Origin of the sequence: Alteriqipengyuania lutimaris (assembly GCF_003363135.1) — a bacterium.
In the GTDB taxonomy this organism is placed as follows: domain Bacteria; phylum Pseudomonadota; class Alphaproteobacteria; order Sphingomonadales; family Sphingomonadaceae; genus Alteriqipengyuania; species Alteriqipengyuania lutimaris.
On record NZ_QRBB01000001.1, the window covers coordinates 738962 to 756695 of the forward strand.

The 17734-nt window shown below is 65.8% G+C and carries 19 protein-coding genes; 8 read left to right on the top strand and 11 right to left on the bottom strand.

Going from position 1 to position 17734, the window contains the following annotated elements; all coding sequences use genetic code 11:
* Positions 1-73: 73 nt before the first annotated feature.
* Positions 74-694 (top strand): exopolysaccharide biosynthesis protein, encoded by a 621-nt coding sequence (locus DL238_RS03585; protein WP_115491004.1) that lies wholly within the window; start codon positions 74-76, stop codon positions 692-694.
* Between the two features lie 21 nt (positions 695-715).
* Here DL238_RS03585 and sucC read toward each other — a convergent pair whose 3' ends face one another.
* A complete protein-coding gene (gene sucC, locus DL238_RS03590; RefSeq protein ID WP_115491005.1) occupies positions 716-1915 on the bottom strand; it encodes an ADP-forming succinate--CoA ligase subunit beta in 1200 nt (399 codons plus the stop codon).
* Positions 1916-2036: 121 nt separating this feature from the next.
* Between sucC and DL238_RS03595 the strand changes: the two genes are divergently transcribed.
* The gene (locus tag DL238_RS03595) at positions 2037-2834 is read left to right on the top strand and encodes a 3'(2'),5'-bisphosphate nucleotidase CysQ (protein WP_115492750.1); all 798 of its coding nucleotides are present in this window, start codon (positions 2037-2039) and stop codon (positions 2832-2834) included.
* 75 nt (positions 2835-2909) lie between these two features.
* Here the strand turns inward: DL238_RS03595 and DL238_RS03600 are convergent, their stop codons facing one another.
* Positions 2910-3602 carry an OmpA family protein gene (locus DL238_RS03600; RefSeq protein WP_115491006.1) on the bottom strand — a complete coding sequence of 231 codons (693 nt, stop codon included), beginning with the start codon at positions 3600-3602 and terminating at the stop codon, positions 2910-2912.
* Between the two features lie 200 nt (positions 3603-3802).
* On the opposite strand from DL238_RS03600, the gene DL238_RS03605 reads away from it, so the two are divergent.
* From DL238_RS03605 to DL238_RS03615, 3 genes are read left to right on the top strand one after another with little or no spacing between them, the layout of a single operon-like run.
* Positions 3803-5140, top strand: a complete 1338-nt coding sequence (locus tag DL238_RS03605; RefSeq protein ID WP_115491007.1) for a hemolysin family protein — start codon at positions 3803-3805, stop codon at positions 5138-5140.
* A gap of 34 nt (positions 5141-5174) precedes the next feature.
* A complete protein-coding gene (locus DL238_RS03610) occupies positions 5175-6035 on the top strand; it encodes a diacylglycerol/lipid kinase family protein (RefSeq protein ID WP_115491008.1) in 861 nt (286 codons plus the stop codon).
* Entirely contained in the window at positions 6032-6886 is an 855-nt protein-coding gene (locus DL238_RS03615; protein ID WP_115491009.1) for a metallophosphoesterase family protein, read from the top strand. The genes DL238_RS03610 and DL238_RS03615 overlap by 4 nt, the downstream gene beginning before the upstream one ends.
* Positions 6887-6925: 39 nt before the next feature.
* Here DL238_RS03615 and DL238_RS03620 read toward each other — a convergent pair whose 3' ends face one another.
* The 6 genes from DL238_RS03620 to DL238_RS03645 all read right to left on the bottom strand — a co-directional run bounded on the left by DL238_RS03620 (position 6926) and on the right by DL238_RS03645 (position 10597).
* Positions 6926-7213, bottom strand: a complete 288-nt coding sequence (locus DL238_RS03620; protein WP_115491010.1) for a hypothetical protein — start codon at positions 7211-7213, stop codon at positions 6926-6928.
* A gap of 130 nt (positions 7214-7343) precedes the next feature.
* Positions 7344-7883 (bottom strand): 30S ribosomal protein S9, encoded by a 540-nt coding sequence (gene rpsI / locus DL238_RS03625; protein WP_115491011.1) that lies wholly within the window; start codon positions 7881-7883, stop codon positions 7344-7346.
* Positions 7883-8362: a 50S ribosomal protein L13 gene (gene rplM, locus DL238_RS03630; protein WP_115491012.1), complete on the bottom strand. Its 480-nt coding sequence runs from the start codon at positions 8360-8362 to the stop codon at positions 7883-7885. Before rplM ends, rpsI begins: the two co-directional genes overlap by 1 nt.
* Positions 8363-8502: 140 nt before the next feature.
* Positions 8503-9210: a hypothetical protein gene (locus DL238_RS03635; protein ID WP_115491013.1), complete on the bottom strand. Its 708-nt coding sequence runs from the start codon at positions 9208-9210 to the stop codon at positions 8503-8505.
* A gap of 8 nt (positions 9211-9218) precedes the next feature.
* Positions 9219-9530: a divalent-cation tolerance protein CutA gene (gene cutA / locus DL238_RS03640; RefSeq protein ID WP_115491014.1), complete on the bottom strand. Its 312-nt coding sequence runs from the start codon at positions 9528-9530 to the stop codon at positions 9219-9221.
* Positions 9527-10597 carry a COX15/CtaA family protein gene (locus DL238_RS03645; protein ID WP_115491015.1) on the bottom strand — a complete coding sequence of 357 codons (1071 nt, stop codon included), beginning with the start codon at positions 10595-10597 and terminating at the stop codon, positions 9527-9529. Before DL238_RS03645 ends, cutA begins: the two co-directional genes overlap by 4 nt.
* 101 nt (positions 10598-10698) lie before the next feature.
* Between DL238_RS03645 and DL238_RS03650 the strand changes: the two genes are divergently transcribed.
* The 3 genes from DL238_RS03650 (at position 10699) to DL238_RS03660 (ending at position 12803) form a co-directional block, all read left to right on the top strand.
* Entirely contained in the window at positions 10699-11133 is a 435-nt protein-coding gene (locus DL238_RS03650; protein WP_234030944.1) for a MerC domain-containing protein, read from the top strand.
* 19 nt (positions 11134-11152) lie between these two features.
* Positions 11153-12139 carry a sulfur carrier protein ThiS gene (gene thiS, locus DL238_RS03655; RefSeq protein ID WP_115491017.1) on the top strand — a complete coding sequence of 329 codons (987 nt, stop codon included), beginning with the start codon at positions 11153-11155 and terminating at the stop codon, positions 12137-12139.
* Between the two features lie 130 nt (positions 12140-12269).
* Positions 12270-12803, top strand: coding sequence for a hypothetical protein (locus DL238_RS03660; RefSeq protein ID WP_115491018.1), 534 nt, complete (start codon positions 12270-12272; stop codon positions 12801-12803).
* A gap of 101 nt (positions 12804-12904) precedes the next feature.
* Here the strand turns inward: DL238_RS03660 and DL238_RS03665 are convergent, their stop codons facing one another.
* The 3 genes from DL238_RS03665 to DL238_RS03675 all read right to left on the bottom strand — a co-directional run bounded on the left by DL238_RS03665 (position 12905) and on the right by DL238_RS03675 (position 17607).
* Positions 12905-14716, bottom strand: coding sequence for an AMP-dependent synthetase/ligase (locus DL238_RS03665; protein ID WP_115491019.1), 1812 nt, complete (start codon positions 14714-14716; stop codon positions 12905-12907).
* Between the two features lie 69 nt (positions 14717-14785).
* Positions 14786-16549, bottom strand: a complete 1764-nt coding sequence (gene ggt / locus DL238_RS03670; RefSeq protein ID WP_115491020.1) for a gamma-glutamyltransferase — start codon at positions 16547-16549, stop codon at positions 14786-14788.
* A 2-nt stretch (positions 16550-16551) separates the two neighbouring features.
* Positions 16552-17607 carry a quinone-dependent dihydroorotate dehydrogenase gene (locus tag DL238_RS03675; RefSeq protein WP_115491021.1) on the bottom strand — a complete coding sequence of 352 codons (1056 nt, stop codon included), beginning with the start codon at positions 17605-17607 and terminating at the stop codon, positions 16552-16554.
* Positions 17608-17734: the final 127 nt, after the last annotated feature.

Sequence of the window (17734 nt, forward strand, 5' to 3'; positions counted from 1 at the left end):
CCGGCGAAGTCGCATGCGAATCACCTCAAAAGTGCGGTCTGGAACCATCGCGGGGCAGAATGCTTGCAGTCTCATGGCCGATACGCCCAAGAACGTCTGCGGGATCCTCGACCGCCTCACCGAGATCGGTGACGGCCAGGATCAGGTGTCTATCGGCGATATCGTGAGCGCGTTCGGCACGCGCACCTATGGACCGGTTCTGCTGGTTCCCGCGCTCGTTGGAGTCTCTCCGGTCGGCGGTATCCCCGTCGTGCCCACCATCCTTGCCGCCACACTCCTCCTGATCGCGGTGCAACTGGTGTTCGGCAAGGAAACCCTGTGGCTTCCCGGCATCCTCAAGAACCGCTCGGTCGAAGGCGAAAAGCTCGCCAACGCGGCCGAGGATATGGAGAAGGTCGGCAAGTGGATGGACAAGCTGTTCCACGGCCGGCTCAGGATGTTCACCGGTCCGACCGCGGCCCGGATTGCTGCTGGGGTGATCGCGCTGCTGTGCCTTGCAGTGCCCCCGCTCGAACTGGTGCCCTTCGCGGTGGCGCTGCCGATGGCGGTGATCGCGGCGTTCGGTATTGCGCTGACCGTGCGCGACGGGCTGCTGATGCTCGTCGCCTTCCTCGGCAGCGGCGTCGCCTTCTACATCCTGGTCACCCAGGTGCTGCTGGGCAGCGGCGGGGGTGGCGGCGGCGGGATGTTCTAGCCCCGCCGCCGGTTTCACAGCTTACTTGGCCTTGTTGACCTCGGCCACGATCTTACGGGCGGCATCGCCCAGATCGTCCGCAGGGACGATCGCGAGGCCCGAATTGGCGAGGATTTCCTTGCCCTTTTCGACATTCGTGCCTTCGAGGCGGACGACCAGCGGAACCTGGATGTTCACTTCCTTGGCGGCCGCGACGATGCCTTCGGCAATGATGTCGCACTTCATGATGCCGCCGAAGATGTTCACGAGGATGCCTTCGACCGCCGGATCCTTCAGGATCAGCTTGAAGGCCGCGGTCACCTTCTCCTTGTTGGCGCCGCCGCCGACGTCGAGGAAGTTGGCGGGGAAGGCACCGTTCAGCTTGATGATGTCCATCGTCGCCATGGCGAGGCCGGCGCCGTTGACCATGCAGCCGATATTGCCGTCGAGCGTGATGTAGGCGAGGTCGTATTCGCTCGCTTCGACCTCGGCAGCGTCTTCCTCGGTCACGTCGCGCAGCGCTTCGACGTCCTTGTGGCGATACATCGCGTTCGAATCGAAGCTCATCTTCGTGTCGAGCACGGTCAGGTTGCCGTCGGCGGTTTCGACCAGCGGATTGATCTCCAGCATCGCGCAGTCATAGGCCATGAAAGCCTCGTAAAGCTGCTTGGCGACCTTCTGCGCCTGCTTGTTGAGCTCGCCTTCGAGCTTGAGCGCGAAAGCCACGGCGCGACCGTGGTGCGGCATGAAGCCCTGTGCGGGGTCGATGGTGATGGTGGTGATCCGCTCGGGCGTTTCGTGCGCGACGGTCTCGATATCCATGCCGCCTTCGGTCGAGGCAACCATCGCGACTTCGCCGCTGGCGCGATCGACGAGCAGCGCGAGGTAATATTCCTTCGCGATATCGACCCCGTCGGTGACGTAGAGGCGGTTCACTTCCTTGCCCGCGTCACCCGTCTGCACGGTGACGAGCGTGTTGCCGAGCATTTCCTTGGCGTGGCTTTCGACCTCTTCGATCGACTTGGCGAGGCGCACGCCGCCCTTCGCATCGGGGCCCAGCTCCTTGAAGCTGCCCTTGCCGCGGCCGCCCGCATGAATCTGCGCCTTCACGACATAAAGCGGCCCGGGGAGCTGCTTCGCGCCTTCTACCGCCTCTTCCACGGTCATGGCGGGGATGCCCTTCGGAATGGCGATCCCGTGCTGGCTGAGGAGGTCCTTGGCCTGATACTCGTGAATATTCATGGGTGCGGTTCGTCCTTTTCGGATTCGTTCGGAAGCGAGGAATAATGGTTTGCGACGCGCATAAGCATGGATGCGCGCGCTTGAAAAGGGCGCGTTCCAGACGCACATGCCGCGCGCCACCATGATCGATTACGCACGCCTCGATGCGATCGTCCGCGAAGCCGGGCGGATCGCCATGAACTCCTGGCCTGGAGCGGGGAATACCGTGCGCAGTTGGGAGAAGTCCAAGGGCGACCCCGTCTGCGAGGCCGACCTCGAGGTCGACACCTTCCTGCGGCGCGAACTCGGCGCGCTTTTGCCGAGCGCCGGCTGGCTGTCCGAAGAAACCGCCGACGCTGCGGATCGCCTGACCGACCGTCTGGTCTGGGTGGTCGATCCGATCGACGGCACGCGCGATTATCTGCGCGGCCGGACGGGCTGGGCGGTGTCGGTTGCGCTCGTATCCTCAGGGCGTTCGCTGATCGCGTGTCTCGAATCGCCGCCGCGCGGAGAAAGCTGGCAGGCGACGGCGGGGAAGGGAGCGATGCGCAACGGCAAGCCGCTGACTGCCTCCGCCCGCAGCGATTTTTCGGGCGCACGCGTGCCTGCCGCCGACCTGTCGAAGGCCGACGGCATGCTCGTTTCGGTAGACCAGCCCAACGGCATCGCGCTGCGCGCGGCCATGGTCGCGGCAGGCGAAGCGGACCTCCTCGCCACGATGCGCTGGGGTTACGAGTGGGATATTGCCGCCGCATCGCTGATCGCGCGCGAGGCCGGCGGGGCGGTCAGCGATATTTTCGGCCAGCCGCTGGGATACAACAAGCGCGATCCGCGCAGCTTCGGCCTGCTGGTTTGCGCGCCGAAGATCCATCAGGCGGCGGTCGAACATTTCGGGCCGCGTGCGCGCGAGAAGCTGGGTCAGGCGAAAGGCCCCGCCTAGGGCTTGGGGCGCAAGAAAAAAGGGGCCGACGCACCGCTGCGCCGACCCCTCTTCCAATTTCAGCGCTTGCGCTGCTTAGCGGCGCGCGGCGTTGACGTCCTCTTCGCTGATCGGGACGATCTTGATCTCGACGCGGCGGTTGAGCGGCTCGTTTACATTGTCGCCGGTGCGCACCCGCAGATACTGCGGATCTTCGCCGTAACCACGCGTCGCGATGCGCGCGCGCGAAACGCCCTGACTGACGAGATAGTCGGCAACCGCCTGCGCGCGTTGCTCCGACAGCTGCTGGTTGTAGCCCGGGCTGCCGGTCGTGTCGGTGAAGCCGTAGACGTCGATCAGGCTGTTCGGATAGCGGATCATGCTGTCGGCCACCGTGCTCAGCGTGCTGCGGAAGTTCGAATTGATGTTGGCCGAGTTGGTCGCAAAGGTCACGCCATCGGGAAGGCGGACGAGGATCGCTTCCTGGTCGCCGATTTCCTCGACGTCGACGCCGCTGCCGGCGGTCTGTTCGTCGAGTTCGCGAATCTGGTCGTCGAACTGGTCGCCGATGACCGCGCCTGCGGAGCCGCCGATGCCTGCGCCGATGATGCGTGCGGCATCGCCGCCGATCACGCCGCCCAGGAGGTAGCCGAGCGTGCCGCCTACCGCAGCGCCGACGGCGGTGCGCGAGAAGGTCTTTTCGCCGGTATTGGGGTCGGTGACGCAAGCGGAGGTGCTCACCAGGGCCGCAACGGCAACCGAGGAGAGAATGATACGGGGGGTCTTCATGGTAGGTTGTCCCTCTTTTCGTTTTCGTGGCGCGATTGGTTCGCGCACGGTTCGGGGCTCGCGTTCCACCTACGCTCGCCGTACCCCCCAACGTGCCCCGCTTGTGCGAGTTCCCGGACCGCAATTGCAGGGTCCCGGCGAATGACGGGTGGCGATGACGGCTGGCGCGGCGCCACTTTTGTGCTAGCGCAGCATTCGCCGTGACACCTTTCCCCTGGACAGACCTGCTCATCATCGCCGGGCTCATCGTGCTCAACGGCGTCTTTGCCATGTCCGAGCTGGCGATCGTCTCGGCCAAGACGACGCGTCTGCAGGCCAAGGCCGAAGCGGGCAGCAGCGCGGCGGCTACGGCGATGGATTTGGCATCCAATCCCGGCAAGTTTCTGTCGACGGTGCAGATCGGGATCACGCTGATCGCGATTCTCACGGGGGCCTTTTCGGGCGCGAGCCTCGAGGCACCGGTGGGCGAGCGACTTGCCGCGCTCGGTATTCCGGCAGACATCTCGCGCGAGGTTGCCTTCGTGGTGGTGATCAGCCTGACCACCTATTTCAGCGTGGTCGTGGGCGAACTGGTGCCCAAGCAGCTTGCCCTGCGCGCCGCCGTACAGATTTCGATGGTCATGGCGCGCCCCATGAAATGGCTGGCAATGCTTGGCGCGCCCATCGTCTGGCTGCTCGACACGTCGTCTGCGACGATCGTCCGCCTGTTCGGCGTGCGTCCCGGCGGACAGAACAGCGTGACGGCCGAGGAACTGCAGATGCTGTTCGCCGAAGCGACGCGCAGCGGCGTTCTCGAAGCCGAGCAGAGCGCGATCCTTAAGGGCGTGGTGCGGCTGGCCGATCGCCCGGTGCGCGAAGTGATGACGCCGCGGACCGAGCTCGACTGGATCGATACCGACGCCGATCGCGCGGAGATCGAAGCGACGATCGCGGAGAGCCCGCACTCGCTCCTGCCCGTCGCCGAAGGCTCGCCCGACAGGATCGTCGGTGTGGTCAAGGTGCGCGAAGTGCTCGCGGAGATGGTATCGGGCAAGCCCTTCAAGCTCACCGACCTCGTCAAGCGGGTGGAGGTGGTGCCCGACCAGCTCGACGCGATGGATGCGTTGCGCGTGCTCCAGCAGGCCGACGTCGCAATGGCGATGGTGCACGACGAATATGGCCATCTCGACGGCATCGTCACTCCGATCGACCTGCTGACCGCGATCGTCGGCCAGTTCGAAAGCGACAAGGACCAAGGCGACATACCCGAGGTGATTGAGCGCGCGGACGGTTCGCTGCTCGTCTCGGGCAGCCTCTCGGCCGAAGACCTCGGCGACCGGCTGAAGCTCGATTACGGAGAGGACCGCGAATTCGCGACCGCCGCCGGGTTCGCGCTTTCCGTCCTCAAGCATCTGCCCGAAGAGGGCGAAGTCTTCACCCATCAGGGCTGGCAGTTCGAAGTGGTCGACATGGACGGCCGCAAGATCGACAAGCTGCTGGTCAACGAGATCGAGCAGCCGGAAGATCGGCATGCGGCGCACTCCGGCGGCGCGGGCTGACGGAACCCGGGCGGCTCCGGCGGCTTTGGTTACCATGACAGACAAAGGCGATATCTGGCTGATAACGAATGCGGGCAGCGGCTCGGTACACGAAGAGCTGCTCGCGACGCTGCACGAAACCTGCGCACGAGCCGAGCTGTGCATCGCGGAGCATACCGAGTTCCCGTCCGATGACCTCCCGAAGCCGGAGGAAATCGCCAGGCGCGGGATCGAAACGGTCCTCGTCCTCGGCGGAGATGGCACGATCAATGCCGCGATTTCCGCGTTGCAGGGGTGGGAAGGCGCGATCCTCCCGCTGCCCGGCGGCACCCAGAACCTCCTGACCAAGCGGCTTCACGGCGATGCGGAAGTCGATGCGGTGGTCCAGGCTTTCGCGCGCGGCCAGGCGAGCAGGCGGCGCCCCAAGATTCTGCGGTCGTCCAAGGGGCTCGCGCTGGCGGGCCTCCTGATCGGACCGGGCACGAGCTGGAACGCCGTTCGCGAGGCCATGCGCGATGGCGATGCGGGTGCGATGCTTTCCGCCGCAGGCACCGCGCTCGACGGGACGACCAACAAGCCGCCCGTGCGGATCGCCGATCCCGAGGCGGGCGACCGCGATGGCTACCCCATCCTCGAGCTGGTGCCGCACGCGGAGGGGATGGACATTGCCGCCTATCATGCGCGCAATGGTGCGGATTTCGTGGCCCAGACTTGGGCCCTCCTGCGGCAGGAATTTCGCGACGGTCCGCACGAGACATATGGCCCCTTCGACCGCGTCGTGCTCGCCAGCACCGGGGAGGAGCCGCTCGACCTGCTGCTCGACGGCGAGCCTGCCCATGGCGACGCGCGCGAGACCGTCACGCTCGAAACCTGCCCGGTCGATCTGATCGCGACCGATCCCGGGGACGACGCATGACCGAGACGCTGCTTTTCCATGTCAGCGACATTCACTTCGGGCTCGAAAACAACGAAGCGATCGACTGGTTCTCGGCCGAGGTGACGCGGATGCAGCCGGCGGCGCTGGCGATCACTGGCGATCTCACCATGCGCGCACGGCATCACGAGTTCCGGGCCGCGCAGCAATGGATCGGTACGCTCGACGCGCCGGTCACGCTCGATGTCGGCAATCACGACATGCCCTATTTCAACCTGATCGAGCGGTTCTTCGATCCCTACAAGCGGTTCGGGCGGCTCCGCGAGGTGGTCGAGCGCGAGATCGACCTGCCGGGCATCGCGCTGGTGCCGCTCAAGACGGCGGTGCGCATGCAGCCGCGCTTCAACTGGTCGAAGGGCTGGGTTACCGGCGAGGCGCTGGAAAAATGCCTCGCGCGGATCGATGCTCTGCCCAAGGGAACGCGCGCGCTGGTGACCGTGCACCATCCGCTGCGCGAGGTCGGCACGCAGGGAACCGCGCTGACCCGCGGCGGCTCCAAGGCGCTGGACGAACTGGCGAAGCGCAACGTGCTCGGCGTGCTGTCGGGCCATGTGCACGATGCCTTCGACATCATGGAGGATACGCCGCACGGCCCTGTCCGCATGATCGGCGCAGGCACGCTGTCGCAGAGGCTGCGATCTACGCCGCCGAGCTTCAACGAACTGCACTGGGATGGCGAAACCCTGCGGGTCCATATCCGCACGCTCGAGAATATCGAGGACGAGGCGATGAAGATCGACGACGTGCCCGAAGATGCGCAGCCGCCGCGCGAGGAAGGCGAACCGGTCGCGCCCGTCGGTGCCGTCCCCCGCACCGATCCGCCGGTCAGTTAGGCGGGAATTTATTGGCGGCCCCAACCTGCCGCACGCTTCTCAAGCAAAGCGTCTTGCGAGTATCAGAGTGGTTGTGATCGTGAAGGGTAGGTTCACGAAAGCCAGAAAGCCCAACACGATCATCATCCAACCATGCGGGTCCGGATTCCAGACCTCCACGTAGAGGGTCAAGGCTAGAAGCAGCGCAGGAAACGCCAGCGCGCTCGAAAGCCTCAGCGCGATCGGACCGATTTTCAGCATTCGTAGGATCAGAAATACCGCTGACGTCATCAAGACAGCGACCGCGATGGCAGCTGCCAGCAGCGGCAGGTCTCCGGCGTTCATCATCGAGAATGTTTATATGAAAGTGCAGGCGTCCGCCACAAGGTCGCAGTCCGCCTAACAAAAAAGGGCGGCACCTTCCGGTACCGCCCCTCCTGGTGATCCGTAGCTGTTGTAGCGTAATGCTACGCAGCCATCAACGCTTGCTGAACTGGAAGCTACGACGTGCCTTGGCACGGCCGTACTTCTTACGCTCCACGACGCGGCTGTCGCGGGTCAGGAACCCGGCCGACTTGATCGTGCTGCGCAGCTTCGGCTCGTACTTGCTGAGCGCTTGGCTGATGCCGTGCTTGACCGCACCGGCCTGGCCCGAGAGGCCGCCGCCGCGCACGGTTGCGATGACGTCGTACTGGCCCTGCCGCTCCGTGATCGAGAACGGTTGGTCGATGATCAGGCGCAGCGTCGGACGCGCGAAGTAGATTTCCTGATCCTTGCCATTGATGGTGACCTTGCCGCTGCCCGGCTTGAGCCAGACGCGCGCGGTCGCATCCTTGCGGCGGCCGGTGGCGTAGGCACGGCCATGCTGGTCGAGCTCCTGCTCGCGCAGCGGCGCGGTGCTTTCGGCGACGACGGCTGCATCGGCGGTCGGCGCATCGCCCGCGATATCGCCCAGGTCGGCGAGGTCGCGAACGCTCTCGGCCTTGGGCTCTTCCTGGTTGTTCTTTTCGTCGGCCATTATGCGAGAGCCTTGTTCTTGCGGTTCATGGAAGCAACGTCGAGCACCTCGGGCTTCTGGCCGTCATGCGGATGCTCGGTACCGGCATAAAGGTGCAGCGCCTTCATCTGCTGGCGACCCAGGGGCCCGCGCGGAACCATCCGCTCGACCGCCTTTTCCAGCACGCGCTCGGGGAACTTGCCTTCGAGGATCTTCTCGGGCGTCGTTTCCTTGATGCCGCCGGCATAACCGGTGTGCTTGTAATACTTCTTGTTGCCCATCTTGCGGCCGGTGAACTTCACCTTGTCCGCGTTGAGGACGATCACGTGATCGCCGCAATCGACATGCGGGGTGTAGATCGGCTTGTGCTTGCCGCGCAGATGATTGGCGATAATCGCCGCGAGACGGCCAACGACGAGGCCGTCGGCATCGATCACGTACCAGTTCTTTTCGACCTCGGCCGGTTTGATCGACCGGGTCACCTTGCTCAGCGCCTTCATGGCTATCAATTCCCTTGGTATTCGGGGTCTCGCCGGACGACGCGCCGTGAATTCACGGATTCGCTCGACCGGGCGTGGAGCGCGCTAATGCGTGGCAGCGGCGTTCAAGTCAAGCATTCATGCGGGATTGCGAAGAGGTATCATGATACCGCAGGCGAAAGCGTCCAGTCATCCCGGCCCCTGCGGGTGATGCTTTGCGTGCTCGTGCTGACCGTGCGGGCGAAGCTTTCGAGAAGGCCGCTTTCGCTTCTCGCGCGCACTGTTTCCGTCATCTCGACAACACCTTCGGTCCCGTCGGGCAGGGTTACCGGGCGGCTCGCGCTGCGCTCGCGCGGTGTCGGAAAGAACAGGTCGGGCGGGAGACGCGTCAGCCAATGGTCGCCGCTGCTCGCCAGGTCGGCGACGAAACGGCGCGAGGCATCGGTCGTGGTTGCCTCGCCCTGTCGCGAGCGTGCGAAGGCGAGAGCTTGCGTCATGGCCTCTTCGGGCAGGGGCGGCACAGCTGCATCGGTGCCATCGCTCATGATCCTGCCTTCCCGGTCGAGCGTCAGCGGGAGGAAGCCCGTCTCGCTCCGGTTCTCCTCCATCCGCGCGATCGCGGCCAGCGCCTCCGGAGCATCGACGCGCGCGAAGTCCTGCTTGCCCACGACCCGCAGGAGACCATCGGCATCTGCGGAAAAGCCGATCGACCAGCGCCGGGTGACGCGCAACTCGTGTCCGTCCGCAAGGCTCCGCACGAGTACGCGCTCGAGTTCGAAAGCGCGGTCGGTAAACGCCCCGTTCGCCTGTGCCAGCGCGGGAAACAGCGTCACCGCGCCCAGTCCGAACAGGAAGCTGCGCCGCTTCATCGGCGAACTCAGCTCGCGAGCCCGGCAAGCCAGTCGCGCGTGGCGCTTCCGCTTACGGGGGTGGGCCAGCCGAGAATCGCGGGCGTATCGTAGGGGTGCAGTTCCTCGAGCCGCGCCACAGCGGCATCGAGTCTGTCGGCATGGGTCTTGAACAGGACCGCGACCTCCTCGCCGCTACCGCGCTCCCCGTCCCACTCGAACAGCGCCTCGACCTGTCCGATCACGTTGGCACAGGCGATCAGCCGTTCGTCGAGCAGGTGGGCGGCAACCGCACGCGCATCCTCGCGGCTGGCAAATACGGTGTAGACGAGCGCGCTCACGCTTCCGATCCGGCAGGACGCCGTCCGATCGCATGGGCCGAGGCGGCGGTCGCGGCCACCAGCAGCGCGCCGGTCACCTGGTGTGCGACCGCGATCCACAGCGAGACTCCGGTGACGACGGTCACGATGCCGAGCAGCACCTGAGCAATGGCAAAACAGATGAGCGCCTTCCCGGCATTGCCGTCGCGCGGCAGTGCGCGCCAGCCGAGCCACAGCAGAACCGCGAAGGCGGCCCAAGCGAACCAGCGATGGATGAAATGCAGCAGAAAGGGATCATGCGTCAGCGCGTAGAAAGCCCCTTGCGCCCAGTTGGCCTCGGGCAAGAACCGCTCCTGCATCAGCGGCCAGGTGTCCGAAGCGAGGCCGGCATTGAGCCCCGCGACCCAGGCGCCGAGCAGGATCTGGACAAACAGGACTGCCGCGGCAATCGCCGCCAGCGGTCGCAGCAATGCCGGGCGCGTATCGCCGCTCCGGTCGAGCGCGTGCAGGTCCAGCGCGGTCCACACGAGCCCCGCCAGCGTGAAAAGCGCGGTGCACAGGTGGATCGACAGCCAGAAATGGCTCACATCGGTCATGTCGCCGCCGAGGCCCGAGCGCACCATCAGCCAGCCGAACACGCCCTGCAGTCCGCCGAGTGCCAGCAAGGCGAGCAGGCGCGGCTTGTAGCCCTTGGGGATCCAACCGCTGAGCCAAGCGAAGGCGAGCGGCAGCGCGAAAGCGAGCCCGATCACGCGCCCGAGCAGGCGATGAAACCACTCCCAGAAGAAGATGTTCTTGAAATCGGCCAGCGTCATTCCGGCGGGCCCCGCCTCGAGCCGGTATTCGGGGGTGGCGCGGTATTTCGCGAATTCGGCATGCCACTGCGCGTCGTTGAGCGGGGGAAGGATGCCAGACGCGACGTTCCATTCGGTGATCGACAGGCCCGATTCGGTCAGCCGCGTAATCCCGCCGACCGCGACGATCAGCACGACCATCGCGGCCACGATCAGCAGCCACCAGGCGAGCCAGCCCGGACGTGCGGCATCGCTGGCGGTTTGATCGCCTCGGCGGAAGAATGCGGTGGCCATGGCGCATGAATGCGTATTGCCGCCGAAACTTGCAAGCGCGCAAAGCTGCACGGGGGTTGAGCATCCTGCATCGCACGAAACCGGCACGCCGCACTTGTAAAATGAAACAACATCACATACCTGAAACCGTGATGGCGCAGCGCTACACCTCCAACCGCATGAAACTCGATGCGATGGGCATTGCCCTGTCTGCGCTGTGCGCGGTCCACTGCCTGTTGACGATCGTGCTGATTTCCTCGCTCGGGGTGGCGAGCAGTTGGCTGCTTGCGCCCGAATTGCACTGGTGGGGCCTTGCCGCGGCCACTATCATTGCAGGCGTCGCGATCGGGATCGGCGCGGTTCGCCACCGGCGCCGGATGCCCTTCGTCGTGGCGATGACGGGGCTGACCTTCATGGGCGGTGCGCTCGCGGCTCCGCATGGCATGGAGGAGGCGATCCTCACGATCATCGGCGTCGCGCTGGTATCGCTCGGCCACATCCTCAATTTGCGACGCACGTCGGATGCCAAGCCGGACAGCTTGCACGAAACGCGCTGAGGCCTATGTCGCTCTGGCAATGAGCGATACGACATCGATAGTCCTGAACGGCGAAAGCCGGACCACGTCAGCCTCCACCATCGCCGCGCTGGTGCACGATCTCGGCCTCGTACCGGAAAAGGTCGCGGTCGAGCATAATGGCGAGATCGCCCCGCGATCGCAGCTGGATGCGATTGTGCTGGCCGACGGCGACACTCTCGAGATCGTGCATTTCGTCGGCGGTGGCGACCATAAAGGCGACGACACCTGGTCGGTCGCGGGCCACACCTTCCGCTCGCGCCTGATCGTGGGGACCGGCAAGTACAAGGACTTCGCGCAGAACGCTGCGGCGCTGGAGGCGAGCGGGGCGGAGATCGTCACCGTTGCCGTGCGGCGCGTGAACGTGTCCGACCCCAACCAGCCGATGCTGACCGATTTCATCGATCCCAAAAAGGTCACCTACCTGCCCAACACCGCCGGCTGCTTCACTGCGGACGAGGCGGTGCGCACGCTGCGCCTGGCGCGCGAGGCGGGCGGCTGGGACCTCGTGAAGCTGGAAGTGCTCGGCGAGGCGAAGACGCTCTACCCCGACATGCGCGAGACCCTGCGGGCGACCGAGACGCTGGCGAACGAAGGCTTCCACCCGATGGTCTACTGCGCGGACGATCCGATCGCCGCGAAGCAGCTTGAGGACGCGGGCGCAGTCGCGATCATGCCGCTGGGCGCACCGATCGGCTCGGGCCTCGGCATCCAGAACCGCGTGACGATCCGCCTGATCGTCGAAGGGGCGAGCGTTCCGGTGCTGGTCGACGCCGGGGTCGGAACAGCTTCCGACGCGGCGGTCGGCATGGAGCTGGGTTGCGATGGCATTCTGATGAACACAGCCATCGCCGAGGCGAAGGACCCGATTCGCATGGCCCGGGCGATGAAGCTGGCGGTGCAGGCGGGGCGCGATGCCTATCTCGCCGGGCGGATGGCGACTCGCAAATATGCCGATCCTTCGAGCCCGCTCGCGGGCCTGATCTAGCTAAAAACTCCGCTTCCGACCCGATCCTGCGGCTTACGGTGTTCCTCCACGCACAAGCTTAGGGGATTGTTTACCAAGATCGGCGACACATGCTCCTTGACACATGGACACTGGTCCTTGGAGGGGCACGATGGCGACCACGAATACCACCAGCCTGAGCATCGCCGAGATGCGCGAGTTCGCGAATTTCAGCGCGTGCGAGCAGCGTTTCATCCGGCGCAATCTCGATATCGGGATGGGCCGGTGCGACGCCTTCAAGCTCTGGGCCCGCAACGCGGGCGAGAACGTGGCGATTCGCCGCCAGTACGTGGCCTATCAGGATCTCAAGGCGCTGCGCCACGCGATCCCCGAAGCCGACGCTGGCGAGGCGGTGTCGCCTTTCATCGGCCAGCTTTCGCGCCTCGCCGCGTTCGATCTGGCGCAGGAGCGACTCGATGGCTTCTCGCCCTTCCGCTTCCTCTACGAACGCTTGCTCGGCGCGGATGTGCGCCCGTGGCTGCCGAGCGCGTTCTGCGCCGGTGCCGCAATGCCGCACCTGCGTCCCGCGCGCCGCAAGCTGCTGCTGCAAAGTCTCAGCGAAGCCGCCGCAACCGCGCCCGCATGGTCGAACCGCGCGCCGACTTTCTATCCCGAATATGTCGATCTGGAAGACGAGGCGGCATGATTCGCGCCTAGCGCTCTTGGACGATCAGATAGTGGCCAGATAGCAGCGCGGCTTATCGCCGCCGCCGGGCGATCAATATCCAGCGCGCATTGGGCGATGGATCAATGCCGATACAAGCCGTCGAGCCGGTCGCCGTAGCGTTCGCGGATCTTGTGCCGCCTGATCTTCATGCTCGGCGTCATTTCCTCGTTCTCGATCGAGAAGGGCTCGTCCGCGAAGGCGAAGCCGCGCACCTTCTCGACCACCGAGAGCTCCTTGTTCACCCGGTCGACCGCATTGCGGATCGCCGCCCGGAATTCCGGGTGCTCATGCACCTTGCTGCAATCCATCTGCTTGCCGTTGGCCTTGCACCAGTCGAGCGCCCATTCGGCGTCGGGAACGATCAGGCCGACGATGTAGGGTCGCCGGTCGCCTGCGACCATCGCCTGCCCGATCTCGGGCTGGAGCGTCAGCATCCCCTCGACCTTCTGCGGCGCGACATTGTCGCCCTTGTCGTTGACGATCATGTCCTTCTTGCGGTCGGTGATGACGATCCGGCCACGCTCGTCGACATGGCCGATATCGCCGGTATGCAGCCAGCCGTCCTGCAGCGCCCGATCGGTTTCGGCCTGGTTCTGCCAGTAGCCATGCATCACCAGTTCGCCGCGGCACAGGATCTCGCCATCCTCGGCGATCTTGATCTTGACGCCCTTCATCGGCGGGCCGACCGTATCCATCGACACTCCGGCTGAGGGCCTGTTGCAGCTGATGACCGGCCCGGCCTCGGTCTGGCCGTAGCCCTGCATCATCGGCAGGCCGAGCGCCTGGAAGAAGGTGCCGACTTCGGGGTTGAGCGGCGCGCCGCCCGACACCATCGCCTTGATCCGCCCGCCGAACTTCTGGCGAATCTTGGGCCGCAGCAGCCGCCCGACGAGAAGGTCCATCGGCTTGTCGCGCAGCCGCTTCTTGCCGTTCGCATCCGTCCGCTCCTCGATCTCCAGCGCGCGGTCCATCAGGAAGCTCGCGGCGCCGCCCTGCTTGCCGATCTGCTTCATGATCCGCGTACGCAGCACTTCGAAGAGGCGCGGCACGACGACCATCACCGTGGGGCTCGTCTCCTCGATATTGCTCGCAAGCTTTTCCAGCCCCTCGGCATAGTAGATCTGCGCGCCGACGCCGATCGGCAGGAATTGTCCGCCGGTATGCTCGTAAGCGTGGCTGAGCGGGAGGAAGGAGAGAAAGCGCTCGTCGTCCGACAGGTTGAAGTCGTCGATCAGGATGTCCGCCGCGCCCGCCACATTGCACAGGATCGCGCCGTGATGCTGGAGGACGCCGCGCGGTGCGCCGCCCGTGCCGCTGGTATAGATGATGCAGGCGGTATCCTTGCGCCCGATATTCTGGAGCCGCGCCTCCACCGCCTTGCGCGCGGCCCCGGCGTCACCCTCGATCATGCTCGACCACGAATGGCAGGCCAGATTGCCGCCCTGATAGCCGCGCACGCTCTCGATCGGGATGATGTGCTCGGCGATGCCGGTGTGGAAGATCGCGGGGATCAGCGGACCCGATAGCTTGTTGCTCGACACGATCACCGCCTTCGCGCCCGAATTGTCGAGGATATGGATGTGATCGCGTTCGGTGTTCGTGATGTAGGCAGGCACGGTGATGCAGCCTGCGGCCATGATGGCGAGATCGGCGATGCACCATTCGGGGCGATTCTCGGACACCAGCATCACCCGGTCGCCGTCGGTGATGCCCAGACCGCGCAGGTTTTCCGCGAGAATGCAGACCTGATCGGCCACCTCGCGCCAGCTGATCGTCTGCCATTCGCCGGCGACCTTGCGTCCGAGGAAGGGTTTCTCGCCCCCTTCGTCGGCGCGTTTCAGAAACAGCGAGACCAGATTGCTCGCCCGCTCGATCTCTTGCAGCTGGGTCAAACGCGCACCCTCTTTCCCGGTTTTCGTTGTCTTTATAACGGCGCAGCGCGCTCTAGGCTCCCCGCGACCCTACGGCAAGTTGCCGGAGGGGAGCAGCATCGTGTCCTCGTGCCGGTCGTAGGCGAGCCCGTCGAGACGCGGATCATAGGCCGCGACCCAGCCGTCCGGCGTCCGCAGCGCGCCATTGGTGCGGAACAGGAAGTCGCTTGTCGAGACGTTGGCGTGGCCGAGCGCCTGCCACTGGTCCTTGGCATCCGCGAGCCAGCTGCCTTCCTCCACGATCAGCCGGTCGCCGAAGCCCATGACCATCGGCAGGGCGAGCGCGTCTTCCAGGCTGAGCCCGAAATCGATCACGCCGATGATGGCACGCGCGGTCTGGATCGGGATCGTCGTGCCCCCGGCAGCACCCAGCGCGAGGAAGGGCTCGCCCTCCCGGTCGTAGATGACGGTGGGCGACATCGAACTGCGCGGGCGCTTTCCGCCCTGCACGCGGTTGGCCGAGAGCGTGCCATCCTGCACCGGGGCGAAGTCGAAATCGGTCAGCTCGTTGTTGAGGTAGAACCCGCCGAAGCGCAGACCAGATCCGAACGCGCCCTCGATCGTGCTGGTATAGCTGACCATCGTGCCATCCGCGCCGACGGTGACGAAATGGGTCGTGCCGCTTTCGGGATAGGCTTCGCCCGCCGGAGTGGGCTCGGGCGCCCCCGGCGGGGTGCCCGGCTCGACCTGTGCCGAGCGCTGCTGCGGATCGATCAGCTCAGCGCGGCTGGCGAGGTAAGCGGGATCGATCAGCCCCTGCGTGGGCACATCGACGAAATCGGCATCGCCGGTGTAGATCGCGCGGTCCGCGTAGGCGAGCCGCTGTGCTTCGACGAACAGGTGCCACGCCTGCACCGAACGCGGGCCGAGCGCGGCGAGGTCGAACCGTTCGAGCTGTTCGAGGATGCCGATCACGGCGATCCCGCCGGACGAGGGCGGGCCCATGCCGCACACCTTGTACCCGCGATAATCGCCGCAGACGGGATCGCGCAGCTTGGCCCCGTAGGCGGCGATGTCGGCGGCGGTCATCGCGGGCTCGCGCGGGGTCTCGGCGGCGACGGTCGCGGCAAGGCCTTCGGCGAAAGCACCCCCGTAGAAAACCTCGGGTCCCCGCGCGGAAATCTGCGCCAGGGTCTGCGCCAGTTCGGGCTGGACAATGCGCGTGCCCACCGGCTTCGGCGACCCGTCGGCGGTGTAGAACAGCGCGCGTCCCTGGGCCGTGTGGCCTGCGCGTTCGACCTGCCCCTCCAGCGAGGAATGCAGCCGGGCGTTGAGGACGAACCCGTCGCGCGCAAGCCCGATCGCCGGCTGGAACAGCGCGCTCCACGGCAGTTTGCCGTGCTCGGCATGCAGTTTCGCTGCGACCGCGATATTGCCCGGTACGCCGACGCTCAGGCCGCTGATCGTCGCTTCTCGCCCGGGCAGGGGCTTGCCCTCTTCGTCGAGGAACCACGCGGGCGTGGCGCCCGCGGGCGCGGTTTCGCGGCCGTCGTAGCTTTGTACCGTGCCATCGGGCTGGCCGAGCAGGATGAAGCCGCCTCCGCCGATGCCCGAGCTTTGCGGTTCGACCACGGTCAGCGCGATCATCGTGGCGAGGGCCGCGTCGACCGCGTTGCCGCCTTTTTCGAGCATCGCCTCGCCCGCGACCGTGGCGCGCGGATCGGCCGAGGCGACGACGCCCGCCGATGGCGGCAGCGCTGCGACGGGCGCAGGGGGTGCATCAGCCTCGGGCGCGGTGGCGCACGCGGCGAGCGACAGGGCGGCGGCGATGCTGGCAGTGGTGCGGAAAAGCATAATCATCCTTGGGCTTGCGATCCGATCGCGTCTTCAATCGAGGCAAAGCCTTCGCGCTGCAACCTCTTGCTGAGGCCACGCGCGATCCGCCGGCCCAGCGTCGGCCCTTCGTAGACCATCGCCGAATAGAGCTGAACGAGGCTGGCGCCCGCAACGATCCGGTCCCAGGCGGCATCGGCGCTGTCGATCCCGCCGGCAGCGATCAGCGGGATCGCGCCGCCGGTCGCCTTGCGAAAATCCTTGAGGCGCTGGAGCGCGATCGGCGCGAGCGGCGCACCCGAAAGCCCGCCTGTTTCGCCTGCATGTTTCGACCTCAGCGGGGGCCGGGCAAGCGTGGTGTTGGAGATGATCAGCGCGGCCAGCGGGCTGTCGAGCGCGACCCTGGCGATCGCGTCGATCTCGTTGGGATCGAGATCGGGTGCGAGCTTGAGGAATACCGGTGGGCCGTCGGACCCCCGCGCTTCGAACACGCCGTCGAGCAGGTGCTTGAGCGCATCGCCCGCCTGCAGGTTGCGCAGCCCCGGCGTATTCGGGCTGGAGATATTCACCGTGAGATAACTGGCGAGAGGCGCCATCAGTTCGGTCAGCAGCGCATAGTCGGCGATGCGATCATCGCTGTCCTTGTTCGCGCCGATATTGACCCCGACCACGCCTGTCCTGAGCGAAGTCGAAGGGCCCGTGCGCTTGCTCAGTCGTTCGCGCGCGGCTTCCGCCCCGCCATTGTTGAACCCCATGCGGTTGATCACCGCGCGGTCTTCCACCAGCCGGAACAGGCGTGGTTTCGGGTTGCCCGCCTGCGGGAACGGCGTGATCGTGCCCACCTCGACGAAGCCGAAGCCGAGGCTCAGCAGCGCGTCGGGCACCTCGGCATCCTTGTCGTAACCAGGCGCCACGCCCACGGGCGAGGGGAAGGTCAGCCCGCCGATCGTCACCGCCAGCGCGGGATCGTGGCGCGGCGGCGTGCCCGTGGGCATTCGTTTCAATCCGGCGAGCGAGAGGCGATGCGCGCGCTCCGGGTCGAGGGTGAAGAGCAGCGGGCGGAGTGCGGGAAACAGCATGCGATCCGCCCTATTGCGCCGCCGCCGCCAAGTCGAGCGTTCGGCGCAAGGCCCTCCTCACCGGCTCTCCGGTGCGCCCCTTTCCACTGGCCCTTTTCACTATCGTCGCCTTGAGGCAGGGTGCGCG